This is a genomic window from Serratia sp. KH_031 (assembly GCF_057839655.1).
The window spans coordinates 3736262-3762651 of the sequence record NZ_CM174496.1 but is presented as its reverse complement, the minus strand read 5'-3'; the positions used below and the strand labels follow the sequence as shown (position 1 = coordinate 3762651).

Annotated in this window: 25 protein-coding genes and 1 other RNA gene; 16 read left to right on the top strand and 10 right to left on the bottom strand. The window is 50.5% G+C overall.

Annotated features, from left to right (window positions below; all coding sequences use genetic code 11):
• Nucleotides 1–4: 4 nt before the first annotated feature.
• The 6 genes from clpX (at nucleotide 5) to AC3ISQ_RS16825 (ending at nucleotide 7589) form a co-directional block, all read left to right on the top strand.
• Entirely contained in the window at nucleotides 5–1276 is a 1272-nt protein-coding gene (gene clpX / locus AC3ISQ_RS16850) for an ATP-dependent protease ATP-binding subunit ClpX (protein ID WP_489348344.1), read from the top strand.
• Between the two features lie 227 nt (nucleotides 1277–1503).
• The gene (gene lon, locus AC3ISQ_RS16845) at nucleotides 1504–3858 is read left to right on the top strand and encodes an endopeptidase La (protein WP_489348343.1); all 2355 of its coding nucleotides are present in this window, start codon (nucleotides 1504–1506) and stop codon (nucleotides 3856–3858) included.
• Between the two features lie 217 nt (nucleotides 3859–4075).
• Nucleotides 4076–4348: a nucleoid-associated protein HU-beta gene (gene hupB / locus AC3ISQ_RS16840; protein WP_489348341.1), complete on the top strand. Its 273-nt coding sequence runs from the start codon at nucleotides 4076–4078 to the stop codon at nucleotides 4346–4348.
• A gap of 290 nt (nucleotides 4349–4638) precedes the next feature.
• Complete coding sequence (ppiD, locus tag AC3ISQ_RS16835) at nucleotides 4639–6522, top strand: peptidylprolyl isomerase (RefSeq protein WP_489348339.1); 1884 nt, start codon at nucleotides 4639–4641, stop codon at nucleotides 6520–6522.
• Between the two features lie 141 nt (nucleotides 6523–6663).
• A complete protein-coding gene (locus tag AC3ISQ_RS16830) occupies nucleotides 6664–7056 on the top strand; it encodes a ComEA family DNA-binding protein (protein WP_489348338.1) in 393 nt (130 codons plus the stop codon).
• 125 nt (nucleotides 7057–7181) lie between these two features.
• On the top strand, nucleotides 7182–7589 hold the full coding sequence (locus tag AC3ISQ_RS16825) for a YbgC/FadM family acyl-CoA thioesterase (protein WP_489348337.1): 408 nt from the start codon (nucleotides 7182–7184) through the stop codon (nucleotides 7587–7589).
• Nucleotides 7590–7657: 68 nt separating this feature from the next.
• Here AC3ISQ_RS16825 and queC read toward each other — a convergent pair whose 3' ends face one another.
• Nucleotides 7658–8356 (bottom strand): 7-cyano-7-deazaguanine synthase QueC, encoded by a 699-nt coding sequence (gene queC / locus AC3ISQ_RS16820; RefSeq protein WP_489348335.1) that lies wholly within the window; start codon nucleotides 8354–8356, stop codon nucleotides 7658–7660.
• A 104-nt stretch (nucleotides 8357–8460) separates the two neighbouring features.
• Nucleotides 8461–10167, bottom strand: coding sequence for an SgrR family transcriptional regulator (locus AC3ISQ_RS16815; RefSeq protein WP_489348333.1), 1707 nt, complete (start codon nucleotides 10165–10167; stop codon nucleotides 8461–8463).
• 103 nt (nucleotides 10168–10270) lie between these two features.
• Here AC3ISQ_RS16815 and cof point away from each other — a divergent pair, with 103 nt between their 5' ends.
• Nucleotides 10271–11092, top strand: a complete 822-nt coding sequence (gene cof / locus AC3ISQ_RS16810) for an HMP-PP phosphatase (RefSeq protein ID WP_489348331.1) — start codon at nucleotides 10271–10273, stop codon at nucleotides 11090–11092.
• 114 nt (nucleotides 11093–11206) lie between these two features.
• Here the strand turns inward: cof and paaG are convergent, their stop codons facing one another.
• Both paaG and AC3ISQ_RS16800 read right to left on the bottom strand, forming a co-directional pair.
• Nucleotides 11207–11998: a 2-(1,2-epoxy-1,2-dihydrophenyl)acetyl-CoA isomerase PaaG gene (paaG, locus tag AC3ISQ_RS16805; RefSeq protein WP_489348329.1), complete on the bottom strand. Its 792-nt coding sequence runs from the start codon at nucleotides 11996–11998 to the stop codon at nucleotides 11207–11209.
• Nucleotides 11999–12292: 294 nt separating this feature from the next.
• Nucleotides 12293–13333 carry a PLP-dependent cysteine synthase family protein gene (locus tag AC3ISQ_RS16800; protein WP_489348327.1) on the bottom strand — a complete coding sequence of 347 codons (1041 nt, stop codon included), beginning with the start codon at nucleotides 13331–13333 and terminating at the stop codon, nucleotides 12293–12295.
• A 122-nt stretch (nucleotides 13334–13455) separates the two neighbouring features.
• Between AC3ISQ_RS16800 and AC3ISQ_RS16795 the strand changes: the two genes are divergently transcribed.
• The 5 genes from AC3ISQ_RS16795 to amtB all read left to right on the top strand — a co-directional run bounded on the left by AC3ISQ_RS16795 (nucleotide 13456) and on the right by amtB (nucleotide 19488).
• The gene (locus AC3ISQ_RS16795; protein ID WP_489348325.1) at nucleotides 13456–13917 is read left to right on the top strand and encodes an Lrp/AsnC family transcriptional regulator; all 462 of its coding nucleotides are present in this window, start codon (nucleotides 13456–13458) and stop codon (nucleotides 13915–13917) included.
• Nucleotides 13918–14016: 99 nt separating this feature from the next.
• Nucleotides 14017–15792, top strand: coding sequence for a SmdA family multidrug ABC transporter permease/ATP-binding protein (locus AC3ISQ_RS16790; protein WP_489348323.1), 1776 nt, complete (start codon nucleotides 14017–14019; stop codon nucleotides 15790–15792).
• Nucleotides 15785–17563: a SmdB family multidrug efflux ABC transporter permease/ATP-binding protein gene (locus tag AC3ISQ_RS16785; protein WP_489348321.1), complete on the top strand. Its 1779-nt coding sequence runs from the start codon at nucleotides 15785–15787 to the stop codon at nucleotides 17561–17563. The genes AC3ISQ_RS16790 and AC3ISQ_RS16785 overlap by 8 nt, the downstream gene beginning before the upstream one ends.
• Before the next feature lie 262 nt (nucleotides 17564–17825).
• Entirely contained in the window at nucleotides 17826–18164 is a 339-nt protein-coding gene (gene glnK / locus AC3ISQ_RS16780) for a P-II family nitrogen regulator (RefSeq protein ID WP_012005549.1), read from the top strand.
• Nucleotides 18165–18201: 37 nt separating this feature from the next.
• Nucleotides 18202–19488, top strand: coding sequence for an ammonium transporter AmtB (gene amtB / locus AC3ISQ_RS16775; RefSeq protein ID WP_489348319.1), 1287 nt, complete (start codon nucleotides 18202–18204; stop codon nucleotides 19486–19488).
• A 55-nt stretch (nucleotides 19489–19543) separates the two neighbouring features.
• Here the strand turns inward: amtB and tesB are convergent, their stop codons facing one another.
• Nucleotides 19544–20407, bottom strand: a complete 864-nt coding sequence (gene tesB, locus AC3ISQ_RS16770) for an acyl-CoA thioesterase II (RefSeq protein WP_489348317.1) — start codon at nucleotides 20405–20407, stop codon at nucleotides 19544–19546.
• 206 nt (nucleotides 20408–20613) lie between these two features.
• Between tesB and AC3ISQ_RS16765 the strand changes: the two genes are divergently transcribed.
• The gene (locus AC3ISQ_RS16765) at nucleotides 20614–21105 is read left to right on the top strand and encodes a YbaY family lipoprotein (protein WP_489348315.1); all 492 of its coding nucleotides are present in this window, start codon (nucleotides 20614–20616) and stop codon (nucleotides 21103–21105) included.
• Nucleotides 21106–21149: 44 nt separating this feature from the next.
• Here AC3ISQ_RS16765 and AC3ISQ_RS16760 read toward each other — a convergent pair whose 3' ends face one another.
• Nucleotides 21150–21464, bottom strand: a complete 315-nt coding sequence (locus AC3ISQ_RS16760; protein ID WP_489348313.1) for an MGMT family protein — start codon at nucleotides 21462–21464, stop codon at nucleotides 21150–21152.
• Between the two features lie 156 nt (nucleotides 21465–21620).
• Between AC3ISQ_RS16760 and ffs the strand changes: the two genes are divergently transcribed.
• An RNA gene (gene ffs, locus AC3ISQ_RS16755) (signal recognition particle sRNA small type) lies at nucleotides 21621–21717 on the top strand.
• 34 nt (nucleotides 21718–21751) lie between these two features.
• On the opposite strand, the gene yczR is transcribed toward ffs, so the two are convergent.
• The gene (gene yczR, locus AC3ISQ_RS16750) at nucleotides 21752–23182 is read right to left on the bottom strand and encodes a MocR-like transcription factor YczR (RefSeq protein WP_489348311.1); all 1431 of its coding nucleotides are present in this window, start codon (nucleotides 23180–23182) and stop codon (nucleotides 21752–21754) included.
• A 90-nt stretch (nucleotides 23183–23272) separates the two neighbouring features.
• On the opposite strand from yczR, the gene yczE reads away from it, so the two are divergent.
• The gene (yczE, locus tag AC3ISQ_RS16745) at nucleotides 23273–23887 is read left to right on the top strand and encodes a membrane protein YczE (protein WP_489353347.1); all 615 of its coding nucleotides are present in this window, start codon (nucleotides 23273–23275) and stop codon (nucleotides 23885–23887) included.
• A gap of 130 nt (nucleotides 23888–24017) precedes the next feature.
• Nucleotides 24018–24842: a GNAT family N-acetyltransferase gene (locus tag AC3ISQ_RS16740; RefSeq protein ID WP_489348309.1), complete on the top strand. Its 825-nt coding sequence runs from the start codon at nucleotides 24018–24020 to the stop codon at nucleotides 24840–24842.
• 270 nt (nucleotides 24843–25112) lie between these two features.
• Here AC3ISQ_RS16740 and AC3ISQ_RS16735 read toward each other — a convergent pair whose 3' ends face one another.
• The 3 genes from AC3ISQ_RS16735 to AC3ISQ_RS16725 all read right to left on the bottom strand — a co-directional run bounded on the left by AC3ISQ_RS16735 (nucleotide 25113) and on the right by AC3ISQ_RS16725 (nucleotide 26246).
• Nucleotides 25113–25316, bottom strand: a complete 204-nt coding sequence (locus AC3ISQ_RS16735; protein WP_489348308.1) for an HHA domain-containing protein — start codon at nucleotides 25314–25316, stop codon at nucleotides 25113–25115.
• A 50-nt stretch (nucleotides 25317–25366) separates the two neighbouring features.
• On the bottom strand, nucleotides 25367–25735 hold the full coding sequence (gene tomB / locus AC3ISQ_RS16730) for an Hha toxicity modulator TomB (protein ID WP_489348306.1): 369 nt from the start codon (nucleotides 25733–25735) through the stop codon (nucleotides 25367–25369).
• A 157-nt stretch (nucleotides 25736–25892) separates the two neighbouring features.
• Nucleotides 25893–26246 (bottom strand): hypothetical protein, encoded by a 354-nt coding sequence (locus AC3ISQ_RS16725; protein ID WP_489348304.1) that lies wholly within the window; start codon nucleotides 26244–26246, stop codon nucleotides 25893–25895.
• Nucleotides 26247–26390 lie beyond the last annotated feature (144 nt).

The following is a 26390-nucleotide window of genomic DNA, read 5'->3' as shown; positions in this document are numbered from 1 at the left end:
ACTGATGACAGATAAGCGCAAAGACGGTTCAGGAAAGCTGCTGTACTGCTCTTTCTGCGGCAAAAGCCAGCATGAAGTGCGTAAGCTGATTGCCGGTCCGTCAGTGTATATCTGCGATGAATGTGTTGATCTGTGTAACGACATTATTCGCGAAGAGATTAAAGAGGTTGCTCCGCATCGTGAGCGCAGTGCGCTGCCAACGCCACATGAAATTCGTCACCACCTGGATGATTACGTCATCGGGCAGGAACAGGCGAAAAAAGTGTTGGCGGTTGCGGTATACAACCACTACAAACGCCTGCGTAACGGCGATAGCAGCAATGGTATCGAGTTAGGCAAGAGCAACATTCTGCTGATCGGCCCGACCGGTAGCGGTAAAACACTGTTGGCTGAAACGCTGGCTCGTTTCCTGGATGTGCCTTTCACTATGGCCGATGCCACCACGCTGACCGAAGCTGGTTATGTGGGTGAGGACGTAGAGAATATTATCCAGAAGCTGTTGCAGAAATGTGACTACGACGTGCAAAAAGCACAGCGCGGTATCGTCTACATCGATGAAATCGATAAGATTTCCCGTAAGTCTGATAACCCGTCCATTACCCGTGACGTTTCGGGTGAAGGTGTGCAGCAAGCGTTGTTGAAACTGATCGAAGGCACCATTGCTGCGGTACCACCGCAGGGCGGACGTAAGCATCCACAACAAGAGTTCTTACAGGTTGATACCTCTAAGATCCTGTTTATCTGTGGCGGCGCATTTGCTGGCCTAGATAAAGTGATTGGCCAACGAGTGAACACCGGTTCCGGTATTGGCTTTGGCGCGACGGTAAAAGGTGAAGCAGAAAAAGCCACCGAAGGTGAATTGCTGCTGCAAGCCGAGCCGGAAGATCTGATCAAATTCGGTTTGATTCCTGAATTTATCGGTCGTCTACCTGTGGTTGCCACCTTGGGTGAATTGAGCGAAGACGCGCTGATCCAAATCCTGAAAGAACCGAAAAATGCCCTGACTAAGCAATACCAGGCGTTGTTCAATCTGGAAGGCGTGGAGCTGGAATTCCGTGACGAAGCGTTGAACGCGATTGCCAAAAAAGCCATGACCCGTAAAACTGGGGCACGTGGCCTGCGTTCTATCGTTGAAGGTGCGCTGCTGGATACCATGTACGATCTGCCTTCTATGGAAGATGTCGATAAAGTGGTGATTGATGAATCAGTGATTGTGGGTGAATCCAAACCGCTGCTGATCTATGGCAAACCGGAAGCTCAGGCATCCGGCGAATAATTAGCCAGTCAAACCAGAAAGTTAACCGAAAGATGGGGGATTTTGTCCCCCATCTTTTTTTCGTGCATTGTTACCGTTGAATGTCTGTGATTCATCCCCATATACTCTGGTAACGCGATTTTGTGAAACGCTATACTCGTCATACTTGAAGCTGCATCTTTGTTGGCTGCGCTTGCGTCTCATAAGATTCCCCCAGTTTGGCGGAAATTAAACTAAGAGAGAGCTCTATGAACCCTGAGCGTTCCGAACGCATTGAAATCCCCGTTCTGCCGTTGCGCGATGTGGTGGTTTATCCGCACATGGTGATCCCACTGTTTGTTGGTCGGGAAAAATCGATTCGGTGCCTCGAAGCCGCAATGGATCATGATAAGAAGATCATGCTGGTGGCACAGAAAGAAGCTTCAACGGATGAGCCGGGTGTTAACGACCTATTTTCTGTCGGTACCGTCGCGTCGATCTTGCAAATGCTGAAATTGCCAGACGGCACGGTAAAAGTGCTGGTAGAAGGCCTGCAACGTGCGCGCATTACTGCATTGTCCGATAATGGTGACCATTTCTCTGCCCATGCTGAATATCTGGACTCCCCAGAGATTGACGAGCGTGAGCAAGAAGTGCTGGTGCGCACCGCAATTAATCAGTTTGAAGGCTACATCAAACTGAACAAAAAAATTCCACCGGAGGTGCTGACTTCACTGAACAGCATCGACGATGCGGCACGCTTGGCGGATACCATCGCCGCGCATATGCCACTGAAGTTGAACGATAAACAATCGGTATTGGAGATGTTCGATATTACCGAGCGTCTCGAATATCTGATGGCGATGATGGAATCGGAAATTGATCTGTTACAGGTTGAGAAACGTATCCGTAACCGCGTCAAAAAACAGATGGAAAAAAGCCAGCGCGAGTATTACCTGAATGAGCAGATGAAGGCCATTCAGAAAGAGTTGGGCGAAATGGACGATACGCCAGACGAACATGAAGCGCTGAAACGCAAAATTGATGCGGCCAAAATGCCGAAAGATGCGCGTGAAAAAACCGAAGCTGAACTGCAAAAATTGAAAATGATGTCCCCGATGTCTGCGGAAGCGACCGTGGTGCGTGGTTACATCGATTGGATGTTGCAGGTGCCGTGGAATGCGCGCAGTAAAGTGAAAAAAGATCTGAACAAAGCGCAGGAAGTCCTGGATACCGACCACTATGGTTTGGAACGGGTGAAAGACCGCATCCTTGAGTATCTCGCAGTACAAAGCCGTGTCAGCAAAATCAAAGGGCCGATCCTGTGTTTAGTTGGGCCTCCAGGCGTGGGTAAAACCTCGCTTGGGCAATCGATCGCCAAAGCGACTGGTCGTCAGTATGTGCGTATGGCGTTGGGTGGCGTGCGTGACGAAGCGGAAATCCGTGGTCACCGCCGTACCTATATCGGTTCTATGCCGGGTAAACTGATCCAGAAAATGGCGAAAGTTGGGGTGAAAAATCCGCTGTTCCTGCTGGATGAGATAGACAAGATGTCTTCCGACATGCGTGGCGATCCGGCTTCTGCTTTGCTGGAGGTGTTAGATCCAGAGCAGAACGTGGCGTTTAACGATCACTATCTGGAAGTGGATTACGATCTGTCCGACGTGATGTTTGTCGCGACCTCTAACTCGATGAATATCCCGGCTCCATTGCTGGATCGTATGGAAGTGATTCGTCTGTCCGGTTATACCGAAGACGAGAAGTTGAACATCGCTAAACAACATCTGCTGTCAAAACAGCTGGAGCGTAACGCGCTGAAAACAGGCGAATTGACAGTCGACGACAGCGCTATCATCGGCATTATTCGTTATTACACCCGTGAAGCTGGGGTGCGTGGTCTGGAGCGTGAAATCTCCAAACTGTGCCGTAAAGCGGTGAAAACACTGCTGATGGATAAGAAGATCAAGCATATTGAGATCAACGGCGACAACCTGAAAGATTATCTGGGCGTGCAGAAGGTCGATTATGGCCGTGCGGATACCGAAAACCGTGTGGGTCAGGTCACTGGTCTAGCGTGGACGGAAGTGGGTGGCGATCTGCTGACCATTGAAACCGCCTGCGTACCGGGTAAAGGTAAACTGACTTACACCGGTTCATTGGGTGAAGTGATGCAAGAGTCTATCCAAGCTGCGTTGACCGTGGTTCGTGCGCGTGCGGAAAAACTGGGTATCAACGCGGATTTCTATGAAAAACGCGATATCCACGTGCACGTACCGGAAGGTGCGACGCCGAAGGATGGTCCAAGCGCTGGTATCGCCATGTGTACCGCACTGGTTTCTTGCCTGACCGGTAACCCAGTACGCGCTGATGTGGCGATGACTGGCGAAATCACGCTACGTGGACAAGTATTGCCGATCGGGGGTTTAAAAGAAAAACTGTTGGCGGCACACCGTGGCGGGATCAAAACCGTCCTGATCCCTTATGAGAATAAGCGCGATCTGGAAGAGATCCCGGACAATGTGATTGCTGATCTGGAAATCCATCCGGTGCAGAAAATTGATGAAGTTTTGAACATTGCGTTGCAGAATCCCGCCTTCGGTGCACAGCCGGTAGCGGTAAAATAGTGACGGATAGCAAAATCCATTGATAAATCTTATGCTGGCAAGCCATTTCGGACTTGCCAGTCTTTTTTTGTCCCGCTAAGTTAGATCGCTGTCAGGCTCAAGTGTTGCCGCTTTGTTGGTGGCTTGCCAAGGCTCGACGAGATTGATATAACTGCTGCGCTGTCGTGGCCGTAGGGATTTTCCGGTTACGACGAAAAAATTCTAGAGGGGATGATAAGTGAATAAGTCACAATTGATCGAAAAGATTGCCGCTGGTGCTGATATTTCTAAAGCGGCTGCTGGACGTGCTTTAGATGCAATCATTGCATCCGTAACTGAATCTCTGCAAGCAGGGGATGACGTCGCTCTGGTTGGTTTCGGTTCCTTTGTCGTACGTGAGCGTGCAGCACGTACTGGTCGTAACCCACAAACGGGTAAAGAAATCAAAATTGCGGCAGCCAAAGTTCCGGCCTTCCGTGCAGGTAAAGCCCTGAAAGATGCTGTAAACTGATTACTGCGTCTGCCAGTTTTGCGTTAAGGAATCACCTGACGCAATTGAGCTGGTAGGGTAAACTACAAGGCGCATCGGATTGATGCGCTTTTTTTTATTTTTGTTGCAGGGAACGCGCCTGCGCAAGGGTTCTAATCTATCCCCAAAATAATTCGAGTTACAGGAAGGCGGCAACGCAACGAATCCTTGGGAGCGTACCTTCAGTACGTGACCATGGTGAGTGAGGAAAGCCAACGCACCTGTAACTTGAAGTATGAAGGGAATACATCACAGCGGAGTGTTGTCACACTATGATGGACAATTTACGCGCGGCTGCTAACCACGTCGTGCTCAAAATCATCCTGGCCCTGATCATCCTATCATTCGTTCTGACTGGGGTGGGTAACTACCTGATTGGTGGTTCTGGCGATTATGCAGCGAAAGTTAATGGCCAGGTGATCGAACGTGCCCAACTGGAGCAAGCTTTCCAAGGCGAACGTAACCGTATGCAGCAACAGTTGGGCGACCAATTCTCTGCATTGGCGGGTAACGAAGGCTACATGAAGCAGATGCGCCAACAGGTGCTGTCTCAGTTGATCGACAATACTTTGCTGGATCAATACGCTAAAAAATTAGGCCTGAGCGTCAGTGACGATCAGGTGAAAGAGGCTATTCGCAAAGCGCCTTATTTCCAGACCGATGGCCAGTTCGATAACGCCAAGTATCTTGATCTGATCACCCGCATGGGCTACAGCCCGGACAACTACGCGCAATCCATGCGTCAGCAGTTGATCAACCAGCAGGTGATCGAAGGCTTCGGCACCTCCGGTTTTGTATTGCCATCTGAGTCTCAGGAGATGTCTGCGCTGGTGCTGCAGGAGCGCGATGTACGTTTGGCGACTATCGATCTGAAAGCGCTGCAAGCGAAGCAGAGCGTAACGGATGCCGAGCTGAAGGCTTATTACGACCAGAACAAAAATAGCTTTATCGCGCCAGAGCAGGTCAAGGTCAGCTACATCCCAATGGATGCCGCAGCCATGCAAGACAAGGCGACGGTAACTGATACGGAAATCAGTGCTTATTACGACCAGCACAAAAGCAGCTACGGTCAACCAGAGCGCAAAAACTACAGCGTGATTCAGCTGAAAACTGAAGCTGATGCCAAAGCGGCGTTGGATGAGCTGAACAAAGGCGCTGACTTTGCCACTGTGGCGAAAGAAAAATCCACTGACATCATTTCCAAGCGCAACGGTGGCGAACTGGGTTGGTTAGAGCCAGAAACCACGCCAGACGAAGTGAAAGACGCTAAGCTGACCACCAAAGGTCAGATTTCTGCTGTAGTGAAGTCTTCTGTGGGTTATCTGATTATTCGTCTGAATGATATTCAGCCGGAGAAAGTGAAGCCATTGAGCGAAGTGCGTGACAGCATTGCTAGCAAAGTGAAGCAAGAGAAAGCGGTTGATGCTTACTATGCCTTACAGCAGAAGGTGAGCGAAGCGGCGACCAGTGACAATGAATCTCTGGCTTCTGCGGAAGAAGCGGCGGGCGTGAAAGCGGCAGAAACCGATTGGTTTACTCGTGACAATATCCCTGCGGCGCTGAACTTCAAGCCAGTGATCCAATCCATCTTTGATGGTTCATTGATCGGTGAAAATGGCGCGCCAGGCAGTAACTCTGACGTCATTACCGTTGATGGTGACCGTGCGTTTGTTATCCGCGTTAGCGGGCATAAACCAGAAGGTATTGAGCCATTCGACAAAGTGAAAGATCAGGTTGCCGAAGTGGTAAAACGCAATAAGGCCGCGCAAGAAGCGAAATTGCAGGGTGAGAAACTGCTGGTTGAGCTGAAGCAAGGCAAAGGCGATGAAGCGCTGAAAGCGGCGGGTCTGAGCTTTGCAGCGGTGCAGAAGATGGCTCGTGCACCGGAAGACAGCCAATTGGTAGAAACCGTGTTCTCCTTGCCGCATCCACAAGAGGGCAAACCGGTTTACGGTATGTCGGTGGACCGTCAGGACAACGTGGTGTTGATCGCTTTGGACGCAGTGAAGCCGGGTACCTTGCCAGCTGATGAGATGAAAACCTTCGTCGGCAAAATGCAAGAAGGCTTAACGGGTATCACTTTCGACTCGTTGCTGAGTAACCTGCGTAAAGATGCCAAGATTAAAATGGGTGCCGCGGAGCAGCAGCAACCGTAATCATCGCCGCATTTATTTGCAACGCAATGTAATTTTCAAAGGCCGCTTTCGCGGCCTTTTCCATATTTGAAATCTGCCGATTGCTGAATTATTGCCGCTGCGGCAAGGTATCCTCGCTGTCAAACACAAGGAGGATACAGCATGAAAATCAATGAACTAAGAATAAATAACTGTGGAAAATCTATCTGCCAGACGTTATTGGCTGCGGCGATGTTTTGCCTATTAGGAACATCGGTGATGGCTGCAGAGAAAGTGAAAGAGGTACCACAGCAGGAACTGCCGACGTCAGCAGTGAAAGCAAAAGCTGAAGTTGCCGGCGTGGCGCCCTCCGAAGGCGAAACGACGGTCAGCATCAATCAGGCAGACGCTGAACAACTCGCCCATGTGCTGAATGGTGTGGGGCTGAAAAAGGCAGAGGCCATTGTGCGTTACCGCGAACAAAATGGGCCGTTTACGGCCATTGAGCAACTGCAGGAGGTGCCAGGGATTGGGCCAGCCTTGGTGGAAAGGAACCGAGCTCGGCTGAAAATGTGATCCTGTTCACGGCTGCGTGGCAAAGTGCCATGCCAGCCGTGTTCCTCTGCTACATTTTACAGGTCGTACCAGTCGGGCAGGTAGCCTAGGTTTTGTCACCATCAGGTCGGAGCGGTTGTTTCATTATGCATACTGAAATTAAAGTTCGTGGTTATCATCTTGATGTTTATCAACACGTTAATAATGCCCGCTATCTGGAGTTTCTGGAGGAGGCGCGGTGGGATCTGCTGGAAGGCAAAGAAGCTTTCGAATGGATGACCCAAAACCACATCGCTTTTATCGTAGTGAATATCAACATCAATTACCGTAAACCCGCGGTGATGGGCGATACGCTGCGTATTGGTAGCCGGATGAAGCAACTGAATGGTAAAAGCGGCGTCATGGAACAGCTTGTCTCGCTGGTGTCTGATGGCTCTGCTGTGGCTGATGCCGCACTGACATTTGTTTGCGTGGATCTGAAAACGCAGAAGGCGTTACCTCTGGAAGGGGAATTGCGTCGGCAGTTGGAGTCGTTAATTCCAAACGATCAATAAATTTTCGTGCTAATGGGCGCTTTCACCGCCCATTATCTTTTAAGTTATGGTTTTTTAACTAGTGCCTTTCAGACCAGCCCCGTTTTCTGCTTCAGGCTTGCCATCACCATAGCTTTATTGATCTGATATTGTTCCAAACCGTTAGCCCGTAAATGGCAGGCGGCACATTCGCCACAACCGTCACCCTTGATGCCATTGTAACAGGTCAATGTCTCCTGACGTATACGGTCTAGTTGCTGATAATAATCCGCTAACGCCCAGGTTTCGGCCTTATTCAGCCACATCAATGGCGTCTCGAAGCGAATATCGCGTGCAATGCCTAACACCACCGCGTTATTCAGCGCTTTGACAAACTCATCGCGGCAATCCGGGTAACCGGAGAAATCGGTCTCACAGACGCCGGTAATCACCGCTTCAGCCTCCACTTGATAGGCGTAGATTGCGGCAAGTGTCAGGAACAGAATATTCCTCCCCGGAACAAAGGTACTCGGCAGTGCATCTTTTTGCGTACTGTCATAGACGGGCACGGGGATGTTGTCACGAGTCAGGCTGCTAACGGCCAATTCGTTGAGCAAACCGACGTCCAATACTTTGTGAGCCTTAGCACCTAAAGCGATCGCCAATTCTTGCGCCACCTCGATCTCGGCGCGATGGCGCTGACCGTAATCGAACGTGATGCAGTGAACTTCGTCATACTGTTGCAATGCCTGAATTAAGCAGGTCGTGGAGTCTTGTCCACCGCTAAAAACGACGACTGCGCGTTTCATAGAATTAACCTTATGGTGTGAGCCAAACCCGATGCACATTCGGGCGGCGGATGAAAATATCTTGCAGGCGGTATGGTAGCAGAAGAGCGCGCAGCGAGGCAGCTTCACTTGCCCACAGGCGGTGGCAACCATGCTTGGCAGAAATCAAACCAGCCGTGAGCGGTTAACATGACACCATGAATATGCGGTGGTGCATCGACCTGATATTGATAGTGGAACAGCGGGGTGATGATCGCCGCCGTCATGAGTTGTTGATAATAGGCGTGTAATTGCTGATAACGTGACTGCTGTTCCGGTTGCTGTTGGATCTGCAATAGCTGTTCTTGTTGTTCCTGCCAACGGTCATCTGACAAGATCCCTCGCCACAGAGCATCTTGCCGTAACCAACTTTCCAACGTGGCTTCCGGTGCTTCGCCAATCAGGTTATCGCCCAATAACAAATCCGCCTGTTCCACCTGTTCTGCATTTTGCCAGCGCTTACCGGAATCATAGCGGATGTCCAATTCGCAATGGTGCTGCGCCAACAGTTTTTGCAAGGCCTCAGTCACGGTGTTTAACTCTACCGGTGGGTGATACAGCAACGTTAGTTTGGTCGGTAAAGCAATATTCTCGTCGACCTGTTGAAGTGGGATTGTCCAACCGGGCAGCATCTCGTGGCTTGGGGTGATCACGGTATTGGGGATCGGCAAATTGGGTAGCAAACCGGATTGCTGGATCAGCATCAGTAATTTCTGCCCCTGTGCTTCACTAAGCACGCCGCGTTTCAGGTTGATGGCTAAATAGCACCAGCCCAGACTCATATTGCGCTGCACGGGTCGCGCTAATGACAATTCTTCTTGCTGACCGATGGTTATCCGAACCGGATGTTGGCAACTGACATCATCGCCGCTAAACAGTCGATCGGGTGTGATCCAATATTCGATGCTTTCCAAATACGGATGCTGCAGGTGGTAAAACGAATGTTGTTCCAAGCGCACCAGATGAGATTCTACTAATGCTAGTTTGAACGGACCGGCACCGATCAGTGGGATTTCTGGATGGGTGATTAGGCAAGATAATCCTGCCAAACGGTGCGCCAACCAATAATCTGCTACCAACAAATCAAACTGTACGCACAGTGCGTGAGGCAGGGTGATGGTGGCCACATTACTCAGGCTGGGCTGGCTGCGTGGATGTTGTTGTAATTTATGTAGCGTTTGTAGCAGTTGCAGTCCGGTGAGAGGATCGCCGTTATGCCAACGTAACTGGCTGCGTAAGAAAAACTGCCAACGCAGACCATCTTCACTGACTTGCCAGTGGTGCGCCAAATCAGGCTGCGGTGTTGGGTTGCCAGTATTAAACCGCGTCAAACCCGCATGGAGTGTGGTTACCAGATGCTGTTCGGCTCGGCCGGTGAGCGTCAAGGGGTCCAGCGTTTCCAGTGGGCGGTAATAAGGAATACGCAACGTTGGGCTGCCTTCCTGCCATTGGCCCCCGAGGTGTGGACTGAGCAATTGCTGTAAATGTTGTGGATCGAGTTGCGCCATTTCCAGCGCGCCTTGGTGATCGCCTTGTTGTAGTAGACGCTGTAATAAAGAGGCTCGCAGTTCATCGGGCGTTTTCAGGCAATGCAATTGGGCGCGTTTACCGCGTCCGGCTTGGGATTGCCAACTTAACCAACCTTGATCCTGCAACTGTTGCACTAGCGTACGTGCGTGGCGTTCGCTGCAATAGAAGATGGCTGCCAGTTCACTCACGGTAATATTGACCGGAGCGCTACCGAGTTGTTGATACAAACGTTGGTACTGACTGAGGCGGTGGACTAGGCGCATAATCAAAATCCGGAACAGTTTTCATTAATTGTTCACTATTAGTTCCGTAAATACCACTTCATACTGCTGGGATTGTCAGTATCTTCACATTCACGGGGTTTCTATGTATCGCTTGGCCGCTTTTGATATGGACGGCACGTTGCTAATGCCAGACCACCGCGTTGGATCAGAAACCTTAGCGACACTGAATCAATTGGTCGATCGGGAAATGGTTGTCACGTTTGCCACTGGTCGCCATTACCTAGATGCTAAACCGATTATGGATCAGCTTGGTTTACAAGGGTATCTGATCACTGGCAATGGCACTCGCATACATGATAAGGAAGGGCAGCAACTACATGCCACCGACCTGCCCGCTGAACTGGCTGAAGAAGTGCTGCACACCCATTGGCGCACTAGCGCCAGCCTGCATGTATTTCGTGATGAAGGCTGGATCACCCAGCATGGCGTACCGGAGATGCTGCAAGCTTTCCATCTCAGCGGATTCCATTATCAGTTACGTAATCCGCGTGAATTACCCGCGTTCGGCAACAGTAAAGTGTGTTTCGTGGCGCCACATGAGGAATTGGTCGAATTGCAGGTGCAACTGCGTGAGTATTTTGGCGCCGAGGTTGATATCTGTTTATCGGCGACTGATTGTCTAGATGTATTGCCGAAGGGATGTAATAAAGGCGTGGCGTTGACTGCTCTCAGCGAACATCTGGGATTAACGCTGGCGGACTGCATGGCCTTTGGCGATGCGATGAATGACAAGGAAATGCTGGCGGGCGTCGGGCATGGTGTGGTGATGGGAAATGCTCTACCACAGCTTAAATCTCTATTGCCACAGTTACCGGTTATCGGTCATTGCCAACAGCAGGCGGTGGCTCACTATTTGCAACATTGGCTGCGTTCACCACACCTCACCTATTCCCCCGAATTATGAGGTTTTATTTCTTCAGCCAGCCGGGTATGACTTACCCGGCTTTTTTATTTTTTAATCAGTCGATTAGATGGATCATAATCCACGGTTAACATTGATGTGGTCATGAGCTCATGTTCAACGCCCCTTGAACACCGGTGTGCGTTTTTCCATAAAGGCGCTGACACCTTCGCGATAATCCTCGCTACGTCCGGCCAGGCGTTGCAGATCTTGCTCTAGTTCTAGTTGTTCATCTAAGCTGTTACTCAGGCTAGCATTGAGACTGCGTTTAGTCAGCTCGAGTGCATAGGTGGGTTGTGTTGCCAGATGACGAGCCAGAGCCAGTGCTTCGTCGCGTAATTGGCTATCATCAACACAACGGTAAATCAGTCCCCATTGTTCGGCTTGCTCTGCACTTAAGCGGTTACCGAGCATCATCAGCGCTTTAGCTCGCGCCATGCCGATCAGGCGCGGTAACATCCAGGTTCCTCCCGCGTCAGGGATTAAACCAATTTTACAAAACGCCTGAATAAAGCTTGCCGAACGGGCAGCCAGCACCAGATCGCAGGCTAATGGGATATTGGCCCCGGCACCGGCAGCAACGCCGTTGACTGCACAGATAACAGGTAGGGGCAAGCTGCGTAACTGACGAATCAATGGGTTGTAGAATTTTTCGATGGATTCACCCAAATCTGGCACTGTCTTACTCGGTATGACATCGGGATCGCTTAAATCTTGTCCTGCGCAGAAACCACGGCCTTCACCCGTGAGCACTAACACCCGAACTTCGGGGATTTGTCGTACCTGTTTGAGTGCCTCTTTCACCTCCAAATGCATGGCAGCATTAAAACTGTTGAGCTGCTCAGGACGGTTGAGGCTGAGTAGCGCCACGTTGGTTTCAATAGAAAACAAAATGTGTTCGAAGTGCATAAATGGTGCTCCCGGGACGTTATTCGTATCCGACAGTCAAGATTTGAGGCATTGCATGAGCCTCTGGATGTACGCTGATGAATTCGTGGAGTATAGGCTCAGCGTGATAGATAAAATTAGCACTGGTGAGTTGTTTTGACTTATTTAATTAACATTTAAGTCAAATTTGTGATGCGGATAGAGACTTGCGAGCCTTTGCGGATGTAGGTAAATAACTTTGGGATATTGAAACGGCCTAAAAGGCTCAAATTTCGTGGAATACAAAATTCGAGCCTTGATGGGGCTGGTCTAATGTCACAGATTTTGCAAATGCGTCTGATATGGCGTTAAGTCACCAATGTTTTTATTTACCCATTCAGGGTTGTAATAAGTATCTAGATAACGATCGCCGCTGTCGCACAATAGGGTGACGATTGCTCCTTGTTCGCCTTTCTCGCGCATTTGTTTGGCTAATTGCAAGGCGCCCCAAACGTTAGTCCCGGTGGATGCGCCCACTTTACGGCCCAAAATACCTTCCAGCCAGTGGATGGTGGCGATACTGGCGGCGTCTGGCACGCGCAACATGTTGTCGATGACGCTAGGGATAAACGACGGCTCGGCACGCGGACGGCCAATGCCTTCGATGCGGCTACCACAACTGCCGACGACGGTACGGTCGCCATGTTGGAAGCAATCGTAGAATACCGAGTTTTCTGGATCGACCACCGTCAATTGAGTGTCATAACCTTGATAGCGGATATAGCGCCCCAGCGTGGCAGAAGTCCCGCCGGTGCCTGCGCTCATCACGATATGTTTCGGTACTGGGAAAGGCTCACGTTCCATCTGACGATAAATACTGTCGGCGATATTGTTGTTACCGCGCCAGTCGGTCGCGCGTTCGGCAAAAGTGAACTGATCCATATAGTGACCGTTCAGTTCTTGTGCCAATTCTTCTGAAGCGGCATAGATTTGCGCTGCGTGATCGACAAAATGGCAACGGCCACCGTAGAAGGCGATTTGCTCCACCTTGCGACGTGCGGTGCAGGATGGCATTACGGCAATAAATGGCAAACCGAGTAAGCGGGCGAAGTAAGCTTCAGAAACCGCGGTACTGCCGGAAGAGGCTTCGATAATCGGGGTGTTCTCGGTGATCCAGCCGTTACACAATCCGTACAGGAACAATGAACGCGCCAATCGGTGTTTCAGGCTACCGGTCGGGTGAGTGCTCTCGTCTTTCAGATATAAATAGATACCTGGGAATTCTGGCAGGTTTAGACGGATCAAGTGTGTATCGGCAGAGCGCTGGAAATCCGCTTCTATTTCACCGATAGCATATTTTACCCATGAGTTTGTCATCAATTTGGCCTTAAAATAGGGGGCTTAACTCGGTTTAGAATAACGTTTTGCTAAGAAAAAAAGATTGCCATTTTTCCTTGTTAATCGCTTAATAGTAGAAAATTATTCTCCGGTTGAATGCAATGTTAGATAAAACAGACCGTAAGTTATTATGTATGCTGCAACAGGACTGCACGCTGTCACTGCAAGTGTTGGCTGAAGCCGTCAACCTGACTTCCACACCTTGTTGGAAACGGCTTAAAAGGTTGGAGGACGACGGCTATATCCGCGGGCGAGTGGCATTACTGGATAGCGAAAAACTCGGTTTGGGATTAACAGCCTTCATGCTGATCAAGACTCAACAACACAACAGTGAGTGGTATCAAAAATTTGTCTCGTTAACTGCGGATATGCCAGAAGTATTGGCATTTTACCGTATGGCGGGTGAATACGATTATCTGATGCAGGTTGAGGTTGCGGATATGAAAAGCTTCGACAGATTCTACAAACGCCTAGTCAATGGTATCCCTGGTTTAGTCGACGTCACTTCTAGTTTTGCGATGGAGAAAATCAAGTACACCACAGCATTGCCTGTGCCAGAGTGACTAGAGAGAGAAAAATCCACTAAACTCCTAAGCTGACGGTGGTATCGTACTCCACTAACAGCAAAAGCAAGAAAAACACTCTATTCGGAATCAAACTGCGTGAGATTATTTGCTCAAATCGGCTGGTATTTTCGCCGAGAGTGGCGTCGCTACCTCGGGGCTGTGGTGCTGCTGATTATCATTGCCATTCTGCAATTGTTACCCCCTAAGCTGGTGGGCATCATTGTTGATGGCATCACGGAAAAACAGATGTCCACTTCGGTCTTGCTGGCTTGGTTGGGGCTGATGCTGGGCACTGCGGCGGTGGTCTATCTGCTGCGCTATGTGTGGCGAGTGTTGCTGTTTGGGGCTTCCTACCAACTGGCCGTCGAGCTGCGCGAAAATTTCTATCGCCAACTGAGTCGTCAAAATCCAGCGTTTTATCTGCGTCACCGCACTGGTGATTTGATGGCGCGCGCCACTAACGACGTCGATCGCGTGGTGTTTGCTGCTGGTGAAGGGGTGCTGACGCTAGTGGATTCACTGGTGATGGGATTGGTGGTACTGATCGTGATGAGTACTCAGATCAGTTGGCAGCTGACTTTGCTGTCGTTGATCCCAATGCCGATCATGGCGATTGTCATCAAGTATTGCGGTGATCAATTGCACCAGCGTTTTAAATCGGCGCAGGCGGCATTTTCCAGCCTCAATGATCAGGCGCAGGAAAGCATGACCAGCATTCGTATGATCAAGGCATTCGGCCTGGAAGATCATCAATCCAATCAATTTGCTGAAGTGGCGGCGCAGGCCGGTGCTAAAAACATGCATGTGGCGCGTGTGGATGCGCGATTCGATCCGACCATTTATATCGCCATCGGTACCGCAAATTTGCTGGCAATCGGCGGCGGCAGCTGGATGGTGGTTAATGGCACCTTAACGCTCGGTCAATTGACCAGCTTCGTGATGTACCTGGGATTGATGATTTGGCCGATGCTGGCGCTGGCATGGATGTTCAATATCGTCGAACGTGGTAGCGCGGCTTATAGTCGTATCCGCAGTCTGTTAGAAGAAGCACCAGCAGTAGTGGATGGTGAGCAAGAGCTACCTGCTGGGCGTGGTGATTTACAGGTCGATATCAACGCCTTCCACTATCCAGAAAACAAAACTACCGCACTGCATGATGTGGCGCTGAAACTGGCTCCCGGCCAGATGTTAGGGCTGTGTGGTCCAACCGGCGCGGGTAAATCGACTTTACTGGCGCTGATCCAGCGTCAATTTGATATTGATGAAGGGCAGATTCGTTATCACGGCCTGCCGCTGACCGACATTAAACTAGATGAGTGGCGTTCACGACTCTCGGTCGTTAGTCAGACGCCGTTCCTGTTCTCTGATAGCGTGGCGAATAACATCGCGTTGGGTCAACCGGGTGCGACGCAAGAGCAGATCGAACAGGCGGCGAGGTTGGCTAGCGTACACGACGACATTCTGCGGTTGCCGCAAGGCTACGATACCGAAGTGGGTGAGCGCGGGGTGATGCTCTCCGGTGGGCAGAAACAGCGTATCTCGATCGCTCGTGCGTTGTTGTTGGATGCGGAAATCTTGATCCTCGATGATGCGTTGTCGGCGGTGGATGGTCGCACCGAACACCAAATCCTGCATAACCTGCGCAGTTGGGGGCAGAACCGCACGGTGATCATCAGCGCGCATCGACTCTCGGCGTTGACCGAAGCCAGTGAAACTCTGGTGATGCAGCATGGCACTGTGGTGCAACGAGGTCAGCATGCGTTGCTGGCGGCGCAACCGGGCTGGTATCGCGATATGTATCGCTATCAGCAATTGGAAGCGGCGTTGGACGAAGCTCCGGAAATCGGCGAGGAGACGTTAGCCAATGAATAAAGTGCAAAAAATGTGGCCGACGTTAAAACGCTTGCTGTCCTATGGCTCGCCATACCGCAAACCGTTGGGACTGGCGGTGTTGATGTTGTGGGTCGCGGCGGCGGCAGAAGTCGCCGGGCCGATACTGATCAGTTATTTCATCGATAACTATGTCGCGAAAGGTCAATTACCACTGGCAATTATTGCCGGGCTGGCAACGGCTTATGTGCTGTTGGAGTTGTTGGCAGCAGCGTTGCACTATTTTCAGGCACTCCTGTTCAATCAGGCTGCGGTGGGCGTTGTGCAACGGTTGCGTACCGATGTGATGGACGCGGCGCTGCGTCAACCGCTTAGCGCGTTCGACACTCAACCTGTTGGTCAGTTGATCTCACGTGTAACCAACGATACCGAAGTGATCCGCGATCTGTATGTGATGGTGGTTTCTACGGTGCTGAAAAGTGCCGCGTTGATCGGTGCGATGCTGGTGGCGATGTTCAGCCTCGATTGGCGTATGGCTCTGGTGGCAATCTGCATCTTCCCGGCGGTCATTGTCGTGATGTGGATTTACCAATATTACAGCACGCCGATTGTGCGGCGGGTGCGGAGCTATCTGGCGGATATCAACGACGGTTTCAACGAAGTGATCAGCGGTATGGGCGTGATTCAACAATTCCGCCAACAGATCCGCTTTGGTGAACGCATGAGCGCCGCCAGCCGTTCGCATTATACCGCGCGTATGCAAACCCTGCGTTTGGATGGTTTTCTGCTGCGCCCGTTGCTCAGCCTGTTTTCAGCGATGGTGATGTGTGGCTTGCTGATGCTGTTTGGTTTCAGCGGTGAAGGCTCCATCGGCGTTGGGGTGTTGTATGCTTTTATCAGCTATCTCGGTCGTTTGAACGAGCCGCTGATCGAACTGACTTCGCAGCAATCAGTTTTGCAGCAGGCGGTTGTCGCCGGGGAGCGGATCTTCGAACTGATGGATCGCAATCAGCAAAGCTACGGTACCGATAATCAGCCGCTGGCGAGTGGGCGTATTGATATTGAAAATGTCAGTTTTGCCTACCGCGCCGATAAAAAGGTGTTGCAGAACATCTCGCTGACGGTGCCATCCCGTGGTTTCGTGGCGCTGGTCGGCCATACCGGCAGTGGTAAAAGTACGTTGGCAAACTTGCTGATGGGCTATTACCCGGTTAGCGAAGGGAAAATTCGTCTCGATAGCCGGGAGTTGTCTAACTTGTCGCATCACACCTTGCGTCAGGGCGTGGCGATGGTGCAGCAAGATCCGGTGGTATTAGCGGAGTCGGTGCTGGCGAACGTGACGCTAGGGCGCAATATCAGCGAAGAGGCTGTCTGGCAGGCGCTGGAAACGGTGCAATTGGCTGAATTGGTACGCAGTTTCCCACAAAGCATTGATACGCGTTTGGGTGAACAGGGTAACAATCTTTCCGTTGGGCAGAAACAGTTGCTGGCGTTGGCGCGAGTCTTGGTGCAAGCGCCGCAGATCCTGATCCTCGACGAAGCCACGGCCAATATCGATTCTGGCACCGAACAGGCGATCCAACGCGCGCTGCGTTTGATCCGTGAACACACCACGCTGGTGGTGATCGCTCACCGACTCTCAACCATCGTTGATGCCGACTCGATTCTGGTATTGCACCGTGGACACGCGGTTGAGCAGGGCAATCATCAACAATTGTTGGCACAACAAGGGCGTTACTATCAAATGTACCAACTGCAACTAGTGGGTGAAGAACTGGCTGCTGCCACACGTGAAGAAACCCAACCCGCGTAATTGATCTCCAGAGGCACGGCTGACGTCGTGCCTCGCACCACAAGTAAGCACTTCCTCCGCTGTAATTCCTTCCATTGCACTTTTTCGACGCGCTATGCACCGTCGTGGTGCGCAATATTTAATCAATCATTCTAGCTGTGCTTATTTTGCACCATTGTCACCACTCATTAACGGATTCCACCGCCGAAATCATTTATGGCATAGCCTTTGCTTTATAAGAATCGAAGCAGGGTGAATTTTGGCTTAATCGTGGAGAGGCAATATGAAGCTGGTAACCGTGGTGATTAAACCGTTCAAATTGGAGGACGTGCGCGAAGCCCTATCCTCTGTGGGCATTCAGGGGCTGACCGTAAGCGAAGTGAAAGGTTTTGGTCGTCAGAAAGGGCACGCGGAGTTGTATCGCGGAGCGGAATACAGCGTCAATTTTTTACCTAAAGTCAAAATCGATATCGCAATTGCCGACGACCAGCTAGACGAAGTGGTTGATGTCATTAGTAAAGCGGCCTACACCGGCAAGATCGGTGATGGCAAAATTTTCGTTGCCGAATTGCAACGAGTTATTCGTATTCGCACCGGCGAAACCGACGAAGCAGCACTGTAATCACAGGCTCGGTTAAGTAAATGGGGATGGATTGATAATGAAAAGACTTTTATCCATGTTGGGCCTGAGCACGGTAACCTTGGTTCCTTCTCTGGCGCTGGCCGCTCCGGCGGTGGCTGATAAAGCTGACAACGCATTCATGATGATTTGCACCGCATTGGTGCTGTTTATGACTCTACCGGGTATTGCTTTGTTCTATGGTGGCCTGCTGCGCGCCAAAAACGTGCTTTCTATGCTGACGCAGGTGACGGTCACCTTCGCGCTGGTTTGTGTGCTGTGGGTGTTGTACGGCTACAGTCTGGCCTTTAGTGAAGGCAATGCCTTCTTCGGTGGTTTCCAAACCGCAATGCTGAAAGGCATTGGGATTGATAGCGTCACCGGGACTTTTAGCCAAATGATCCACGTCGCGTTCCAGTGTTCGTTTGCCACCATCACCGTTGCATTGGTCGTCGGTAGTTTTGCCGAACGTATCCGTTTCTCTGCGGTGGTGATTTTTGCGGCCATCTGGTTCACCATTTCTTACTTGCCGATTGCCCATATGGTGTGGGGCGGTGGTTTACTGGCGAAGGATGGCGCGTTGGATTTCGCCGGCGGTACCGTGGTGCATATCAACGCCGCCAGCGCGGGTTTGGTGGGGGCGTATTTGTTGGGCAAACGTGCCGGTTTCGGGAAAGAAGCGTTTAAACCTCACAACTTGCCGATGGTATTTACCGGCGCCTCTATCCTGTATATCGGTTGGTTCGGCTTTAACGCCGGTTCTGCCAGCGCCGCTAACGGAATTGCCGCCTTGGCATTCTTGAATACCGTAATTGCGACCGCTGGTGCGATTCTTTCTTGGACCTTTGCTGAATGGATTGTCCGTGGCAAACCTTCACTACTAGGTGCCTGCTCCGGTTGTATCGCTGGTTTGGTTGCCGTTACGCCTGCCGCAGGTACGGTAGGTGTTGGCGGGGCGCTGATCATCGGCTTGGTAGGCGGTATCGCCGGGTTATGGGGCGTGGTGACGCTGAAGAAATGGTTGAAAGTAGACGATACTTGCGACGTATTTGGTGTGCACGGTGTGTGCGGCATCGTGGGTTGCTTACTGACTGGCGTATTTACGGCTTCTTCTCTGGGCGGCACGGGTTATGCGGAAGGCGTCACTATGGGGCATCAGGTGTGGGTGCAGTTGATGAGCGTGGTAATTACTTTAGTTTGGTCCAGTGTGGCAGCGTTCATCGCCTTTAAAGTGGCGGGGGCGATCGTCGGGCTGCGTGTGCCAGAAGAGCAAGAGCGTGAAGGGCTGGATGTGAATAGTCACGGCGAGAATGCTTACAACCAATAATATACTCTTCATACTTGAAGTAGAGAGGGCGATGGTGACATCGCCCTTTTGGTTTTTACACTTCTCGCTGGCGAATTACGCCTTCTTGCACCGTGCTGGCGACCAGTACGCCGTCACGGGTATAGAACTGACCGCGAACAAAACCACGAGCGCCGGAGGCTGAGGTGCTTTCCACCACGTACAGCAACCAGTCGTCCATGCGGAATGGGCGATGGAACCACATCGAGTGATCAATGGTAGCGACCTGCATTCCCGGCTCCAAGAAGCCTACGCCGTGCGGCTGCAACGCCGTAGGTAAGAAGTTGAAGTCTGAAGCGTAACCCAGCAGATATTGATGAATATGTGGGTCGTTCGGCATAGTACCGTTAGCGCGGAACCAGACGTAGCGACTTGGCTCTTCTACTTCACCTTTCAACGGGTTGTGGAATTTAATCGGGCGCATTTCGATCGGTTTTTGGCCGATAAACTTCTCACGGACTTTCTCTGGCAGCATATGCGCCACTTTCTGCGCAATCTCGGATTCAGACGGTAAACCTTCTGGCGGTGGCACATCCGGCATGGTGTTTTGGTGCTCGAAACCCGGCTCTGGATTCTGGAACGACGCAGTCATATAGAAGATTGGTTTGCCATTTTGGATGGCACTGACACGGCGAGCGCTGAAACTGTTACCATCGCGCAGGTTTTCTACGTCATAAATAATCGGTTTGCTGCTATCGCCAGGACGCAGGAAATAGCTGTGGAAAGAGTGCACGCTACGTTCGATAGGCGCGGTCTGTTTGGCAGCGTACAGCGCCTGCCCGACCACTTGCCCACCGAAGACCTGCCGTAGCCCCAAATCTTCACTCTGACCGCGGAACAACCCCTCTTCAATTTTTTCCAGATCGAGCAGATCGATAAGGTTTTGCAGTGCCTGGCTCATAAAGTTAACCCTTCATTTATCTTATTTTGAATCTCACCACGAGATATTAATACATTCTATTCGGGGACGGACGATTTAGCTTTTGAGTTAGAACGCAAAGTGGTTAAGGATGAGTCTTATGGGCTGGCTTGGTGTTTTATGCTAGGTTTAATGGGAAGGGTGGTGAAAGCCACCAACATGTTGATCATAATAAGGAGACCGATCCCATGAAACTCTGGAAAATCGTAGGGGGAGCAGCCACATTGGCGATTGTTTTGGCTGGCTGTACCCAAAAGAGTGCTGATGTCCCTGCCTCGGCGGCAACGGCTGCTCCAGTGGCGGCAACGGCTCAGATGCCGATCCAAGGCCCAACGGTGACCGGTTCGGTGAATATACGTCAACGCATCGCGCTGCCACCCGATGCGGTACTGACGGTAACGCTTTCTGATGCTTCATTGGCAGATGCGCCGTCGAAAGTGCTGGCACAAAGCGCTGTACGCACTGAAGGTCAACAAGCTCCGTTCAGTTTCACTCTGCCCTATAATCCGGCAGAGATTCAGCCTAATGCGCGTATTATCCTGAGCGCGGCGATTACGGTGAATGGCCAGCTTATCTTTATCACTGACACCATTCAGGAAGTGATCAACCGTAACGGCACACATGCCGATCTGTTGCTGGTTCCGGTACAAAACGTTCCAATTCAAACTGCACCTCAATGATATTCCACAGCCTTTGTGCCTAGAGTTCAAAGGCTGTTTATTCTCTACCAGCGCCAACCGTAAACGGCTAAATCAATCGTGCTTTGCGCACCAAATATGATCCCTTCTGCCAGCAGTGCCTGTCTTTGTCGTTGAAAATCTTCACCTTGTAGCGATATCTGACCGTGGCGGTTAACTACGCGCTGCCAAGGAAGCGTACTGCCTTCCGGTAATTTCTTTAAGATGCCGCCAACCTGACGTGCCGCCCGCGGTGAGCCTGCCAGGCGAGCCACTTCGCCGTAGGTAGTCACTTTGCCATAGGGGATAGCGGCTATTACATGAAATACACGTTGGCGAAAATTGGCATCTTCAGGTTGCATAGCGGTTTTCCGGGCGAAGTTATGTCAGAGGGAAGAGTGTGCCACAGGCCGGGTGGGTAAGAAAACAGCGGTTAACCCCGGCTGGCTTGCTATTTGAACCCCCATCGCTGATAATGCCCACCGCTTCGCAGTACAGAAGCACATCAATGGGGGCCCTGTTGGTTCTCCCGCAACACTAACTTGTGAACTCGGTCAGATCCGGAAGGAAGCAGCCGCAGCGAGTGACGTGTGTGCCGGGATGTAGCTGGCAGGGTCCCCACCCAATTCTACCTTCCCAAAAAATCACCTTAGACCAATATTCCCCGCGAGCCGTAGACCCGAGTTTGTGCCAAATATTGCCAACCCGGTTGCAGTCGCTCAAGCGCTTTACGCAATTGCGTAGGTTCAAGCGTAAACGGCATTCTTAAATACCTTTCGAAAGCCCCTTCGGTGCCAAAACGTGGTCCTGCGCCTATGCGTATCCCAATCGATTCAGAGTGAGCGGCAAATATTGTCGCCAGCGGTTTGGGTAGCTCAATCCACATTGATAGCCCACCTTGTGGTTCACTCGTTATCCGCCAATCTGGGAATAATTCGTTTACTACATCGGTGCAGAATCGTCGATTTTGGCGCAACATTTCTCGACGTTCAGGTAAGAAATTCTCGGCCGCGTTAAACAGTGACATCGTTGCCAGTTGCTCAAGAATAGGCGAGCCTAAATCAAGAGAATGACGTACTTGGATCAGAGAGGCGATGGTTCTTGCTGATGCGCGGATCCAGCCGATGCGTAAGCCACCCCAAAAATTTTTCCCCGCAGAGCCCAAAGTAATAACCGTATCCGTTGCGTCAAACGCGGCGAGAGGCGGTGGAGGCGGCGCATCGAACCATAAATCAACCATAGTTTCATCCACCACCATCGTTGTACGAGACCGTGCGGCAATCTCTGCTACCGTCGCCCGCGTGGCGGCATCCATACATCGCCCGGTGGGATTGTGAAAATCTGGAATTAAATAGGCCAGTCGAGGAGAGGTTTGGGCGATGGTGGCAGCCAATCCATCCGTGTCCCATCCTTGCTGCGGCAGGCTCACAGAAACCGGGCGGCAGGATGCGCCTTTAATCGCATCCAGCGCCATCGGATAGGTCGGATGGTCGATAATGACTCGGTCACCGGGGCCCGTCAACAGCCGCAAAATCAGGCCAAAGCCACTTACCGCACCATTGACCACCATTATTTGGTCTACGGTAGTTGGCAAGCCTCGAGCGGCATAGCCGCGAGCAATAACCTCGCGCAGTTCGGGTAGGCCCTGTTGATTGTAACCACTAGAGCCAAGATGTTCGGGTAATGCCAATAATGCGTTTGAATAAGCTTGATGAATTTCCGGGCCTGCAGGTAGTGCGGCGATAGAAAGATCCAGTATCGATGCTGCGCCTGGTAAAGGTGAAACGGAAATCCCCCCTTCAGGGAGGATAGTTTTAGAGCCTGAACCTTGACGACTGAGTAAATATCCCTCATCACGCAATTGCGAAAGCGCTGCCACCACAGTGGTTCTGCTGACGCCAAGTGCTGTGGCCAGTTCACGTTCACCGGGCAGGCGGCTGTCTAGCGGTAGCCTGCCATCAAGGATCAGCAAACGTAATCCATCAGCCAGTTGACGATAAACCGGCGTGCGGGGCGTTGGTTGATGCCAATTTCCCAGGAGTTTGATCAGGGAGGTTGGGCCGGTTCTGCGTGGGTTCATATCAGTCCACTTAGTTATAACTGGACCTTAACTTTCAGTCCGCTTTACTCGAAAGTATAGCCATGAAGATGGAGTGAGGTGAAGAAAATGATGGTGCGTCGATTACTACAGCTTTATATCGGGTTGTTGCTGTACGGTGTTTCTACGGCAATGTTTGTGCGCGCAGACTTGGGCGCCGATCCGTGGAATGTCTTTCACCTTGGCGTAGCGAAGATCTTCTCCCTCAATATTGGCATGGTGATGATCCTAGTTGGTGCGCTGGTGTTGCTGCTGTGGATACCTTTGCGCCAGAGGCCAGGTCTGGGCACTGTCAGCAATGTTATCGTGCTGGGGATGGCGGCGGATGCTGCACTGGCGATAATGCCACCGCTGGAATCGCTGACTGCCCGTAGCGCTTTGCTGCTCGCTGCCGTGGTCGTGAATGCGATGGCCACTGGTATGTACATCGGTGCCGGATTTGGCTCTGGCCCGAGAGATGGTTTGATGACCGGGATTAATGCCCGCACGGGGTGGTCGGTAAGGAGCGTGCGAACGGCGATTGAACTGACGGTGCTTTTTGCTGGCTGGATGATGGGTGGTACGTTGGGTGTTGGCACTGTGCTTTACGCACTGGCTATCGGCCCGCTTATTCAACTGTGTCTGCCGTGGTTTCGCATCAGCGATCATAGTAAAAAGCCCCTAACTGAACCCGATGTCGTGCCATAAATCGTGCACGTAAATCGTGCCCTAAGTCGTGTAGTCATGTTGGAGCTGTGCTCGAAAAAACAATCATGGCTTTCTTATTCCGCGCTATGTTTATCTCTTTGAAGGTCAATCTTTTAATTTGATGAGGTGCATGATGCACAGTCCGGTTATCACTAAAGCGGCGGCAAACTGGAGTAGTCACCAGCTTGCCCAGATCCTCTCTCACTGTTTTGAGGGTTACCTAGTGCCGTTCACCATCGATGGTGAAACCTTCGCTACGCGATTTAGTGCGGAGGATATTAGCCTCAATGAAAGCCTAGTCTGGACGCAAGACGGTGAACCGAAGGCACTTGCGGTGATTACCCGTCGCGGACAAACCAGCCGTTTGGGCGCTTTTGCTATCCGGCCAGAACTGCGTGGGCAGGGCTACGGTAAACAGTTTATGCAGCAACTTATCGACGCGGCACGCGAGCGCGGTGACCGACAAATATGGTTGGAAGTGATTGTTGGCAACGATAGCGGTATCGCGCTTTATGAACGCATGGGCTTTGTGCGCCAGCAAACGTTGCTTGGGTTCCATGCTACGGGGATGCGAACGTTCCATTCTGCCGGTGAACTGGTAGAAATTGACCCGCTGCTGATGGCGAAGAAAATGATGATGGATAGCAGTTTGCGAATGCCGTGGCTGAGTGCTCCTGAAACGCTTTATAAATTGCCCGGCAAAGCTTATAGACTTGATGATGTGGCTTACGCGATGGTGATCCCACACGCAACGGAGTCTAAATTACGTATGTTGTATATTGAACCCGAAGCGCGTGGTCAAGGCAAGGCGAAAAAGATTTTAACATTGCTGCACGAGCATTTTGTTGGGCTAGTGGCCACATGCGCAGTCCCTGAACAAGCTGCGTCGCTGTATCTGAACTGCGGCTACCAGCAAGATCCCACCATGCAATATGAAATGTTGCTTAAACTCTGAACGAACGTTGTTGTTCAGGGAGTTTTGCACGCTGTACTTTGAGGCATTTTATTCTTGCTCTTAAAATGCACAGTTAATAAAGAATACTTGAAGTGCAGTGCTTTTATTTCTTTCGCTATTAATTAATGTAAGAAAATTTTTTTTGAACCAAAGAAAAACCACACCATGAAAATATGGCGGGGTGTGGGTGTCATTTTTATAAGATAAATGCCTACATCAATGGCCATTGAGGCCGATAGAGCATCGGCTCAATGCAAGTTGGTGCTTTGATTATCTTACATATTTCCAGACGGCAACCGGAATTTTGTCGTATAGCTTATTCATGGTGAGTTCGGCCAAACGGTGGTCGGCAGCGGAGTAAAATAACTCCAACTCATCATCTGAAAGCTCATACTTGTTTTTTTCAATAACGCGTTCGAGAGTTTCGAGAGTCGTGCATTTACGCAAACGCATCAGATAGTCAATTTTTGTCATGATAACCTTTAATTTTATAAACTTTAGAATGATGCAGGGATAATTATCCCTTAAGTTTTCATTGTCGTATAGATGTCCTCACCTGAGAACATTCTGAATAATCGAGTCTTAGTTTTTTGCCAACGTCGTAAATCAGTATCGTTAATACCGTAACTGCTAAACAAGGTATAGGTATCGTCGAGATATTCTTCAACTAATTCTGACAAATCACTTTCGTCAGAATATTTAATTTTATAACTCATCACAAACGAAGCAATATGTTCAATCAACTCATTAAGCTGAAGATTTACGGCAGAGGTGGGATCGTTCACCCAACCATGGTGGCTGTCACCCAAGGTTGCTATGCCTTCATCATACAAATTTTCACACAAGAATTTGAGTTGTGCAATATCGTGCCGCTTCGGTGAATACTCATCCATATCATCCCCTCCGTCAATCTTAATTCGGTGTTGATAACACAATGTGAGTAGACTAATGACATCATACACGGAGGTGGTTTAGCAATGGCTAAATAAGCTTTCCGTATAATGAATATAAGCTATTTTCCCGTATCTGGCCTGCCATTATTACGTAAACTTACAATTCATCTGCTGTTGATGGCCGAGTGTTATCGACTATATCAAATACCAAGCCTTCTTGGCATACCGTGAAAGGTACCTTGTCAGTGATAAACTCATCGGCATTGATATTCAAACAGGCATTGAAAATCGACCACTGATAGCGATAACTCATTGAATACTTAGCATTACCTAAATCAGCAATCTCAAGTATTTCTAATGAACCCTCAGTGTAACGCGCACTCTCTGAATAAAAACTTAAACCGCTAGTGAGCGTGGGAACTAACTCAGCCATTTGCTCACTAATCACTTTCTTTAATTGCATAATAGAAAGTGAACTTGATTTTTGATGGCTAGCGAGAGTGACAAGCATAACAACCCCGACTCGAGCCCGATCATTACGGGTTATCATACCCTTTTTTAACACGCCGTCGGTACATTTTTCGTTTACTAAATGTTTTTAGCGTAAATGAACTCAAGCCATAAATTTATACCCTCATTTTTCCTCAGTATATCA

What these genes read in the sequence shown, in the direction of transcription:
- tomB (WP_489348306.1), bottom strand. Translation starts at nt 25,735, where the DNA reads ATGGATGAGTATTCACCGAAGCGGCACGATATTGCACAACTCAAATTC.
- amtB (WP_489348319.1), top strand. Translation starts at nt 18,202, where the DNA reads ATGAAAAGACTTTTATCCATGTTGGGCCTGAGCACGGTAACCTTGGTT.
- lon (WP_489348343.1), top strand. Translation starts at nt 1,504, where the DNA reads ATGAACCCTGAGCGTTCCGAACGCATTGAAATCCCCGTTCTGCCGTTG.
- queC (WP_489348335.1), bottom strand. Translation starts at nt 8,356, where the DNA reads ATGAAACGCGCAGTCGTCGTTTTTAGCGGTGGACAAGACTCCACGACC.
- AC3ISQ_RS16825 (WP_489348337.1), top strand. Translation starts at nt 7,182, where the DNA reads ATGCATACTGAAATTAAAGTTCGTGGTTATCATCTTGATGTTTATCAA.
- AC3ISQ_RS16800 (WP_489348327.1), bottom strand. Translation starts at nt 13,333, where the DNA reads ATGACAAACTCATGGGTAAAATATGCTATCGGTGAAATAGAAGCGGAT.
- AC3ISQ_RS16765 (WP_489348315.1), top strand. Translation starts at nt 20,614, where the DNA reads ATGAAACTCTGGAAAATCGTAGGGGGAGCAGCCACATTGGCGATTGTT.
- glnK (WP_012005549.1), top strand. Translation starts at nt 17,826, where the DNA reads ATGAAGCTGGTAACCGTGGTGATTAAACCGTTCAAATTGGAGGACGTG.
- AC3ISQ_RS16725 (WP_489348304.1), bottom strand. Translation starts at nt 26,246, where the DNA reads ATGCTTGTCACTCTCGCTAGCCATCAAAAATCAAGTTCACTTTCTATT.
- ppiD (WP_489348339.1), top strand. Translation starts at nt 4,639, where the DNA reads ATGATGGACAATTTACGCGCGGCTGCTAACCACGTCGTGCTCAAAATC.
- AC3ISQ_RS16830 (WP_489348338.1), top strand. Translation starts at nt 6,664, where the DNA reads ATGAAAATCAATGAACTAAGAATAAATAACTGTGGAAAATCTATCTGC.
- AC3ISQ_RS16735 (WP_489348308.1), bottom strand. Translation starts at nt 25,316, where the DNA reads ATGACAAAAATTGACTATCTGATGCGTTTGCGTAAATGCACGACTCTC.
- AC3ISQ_RS16740 (WP_489348309.1), top strand. Translation starts at nt 24,018, where the DNA reads ATGATGCACAGTCCGGTTATCACTAAAGCGGCGGCAAACTGGAGTAGT.
- tesB (WP_489348317.1), bottom strand. Translation starts at nt 20,407, where the DNA reads ATGAGCCAGGCACTGCAAAACCTTATCGATCTGCTCGATCTGGAAAAA.
- cof (WP_489348331.1), top strand. Translation starts at nt 10,271, where the DNA reads ATGTATCGCTTGGCCGCTTTTGATATGGACGGCACGTTGCTAATGCCA.
- AC3ISQ_RS16795 (WP_489348325.1), top strand. Translation starts at nt 13,456, where the DNA reads ATGTTAGATAAAACAGACCGTAAGTTATTATGTATGCTGCAACAGGAC.
- AC3ISQ_RS16760 (WP_489348313.1), bottom strand. Translation starts at nt 21,464, where the DNA reads ATGCAACCTGAAGATGCCAATTTTCGCCAACGTGTATTTCATGTAATA.
- AC3ISQ_RS16785 (WP_489348321.1), top strand. Translation starts at nt 15,785, where the DNA reads ATGAATAAAGTGCAAAAAATGTGGCCGACGTTAAAACGCTTGCTGTCC.
- paaG (WP_489348329.1), bottom strand. Translation starts at nt 11,998, where the DNA reads ATGCACTTCGAACACATTTTGTTTTCTATTGAAACCAACGTGGCGCTA.
- clpX (WP_489348344.1), top strand. Translation starts at nt 5, where the DNA reads ATGACAGATAAGCGCAAAGACGGTTCAGGAAAGCTGCTGTACTGCTCT.
- yczE (WP_489353347.1), top strand. Translation starts at nt 23,273, where the DNA reads ATGGTGCGTCGATTACTACAGCTTTATATCGGGTTGTTGCTGTACGGT.
- AC3ISQ_RS16815 (WP_489348333.1), bottom strand. Translation starts at nt 10,167, where the DNA reads ATGCGCCTAGTCCACCGCCTCAGTCAGTACCAACGTTTGTATCAACAA.
- yczR (WP_489348311.1), bottom strand. Translation starts at nt 23,182, where the DNA reads ATGAACCCACGCAGAACCGGCCCAACCTCCCTGATCAAACTCCTGGGA.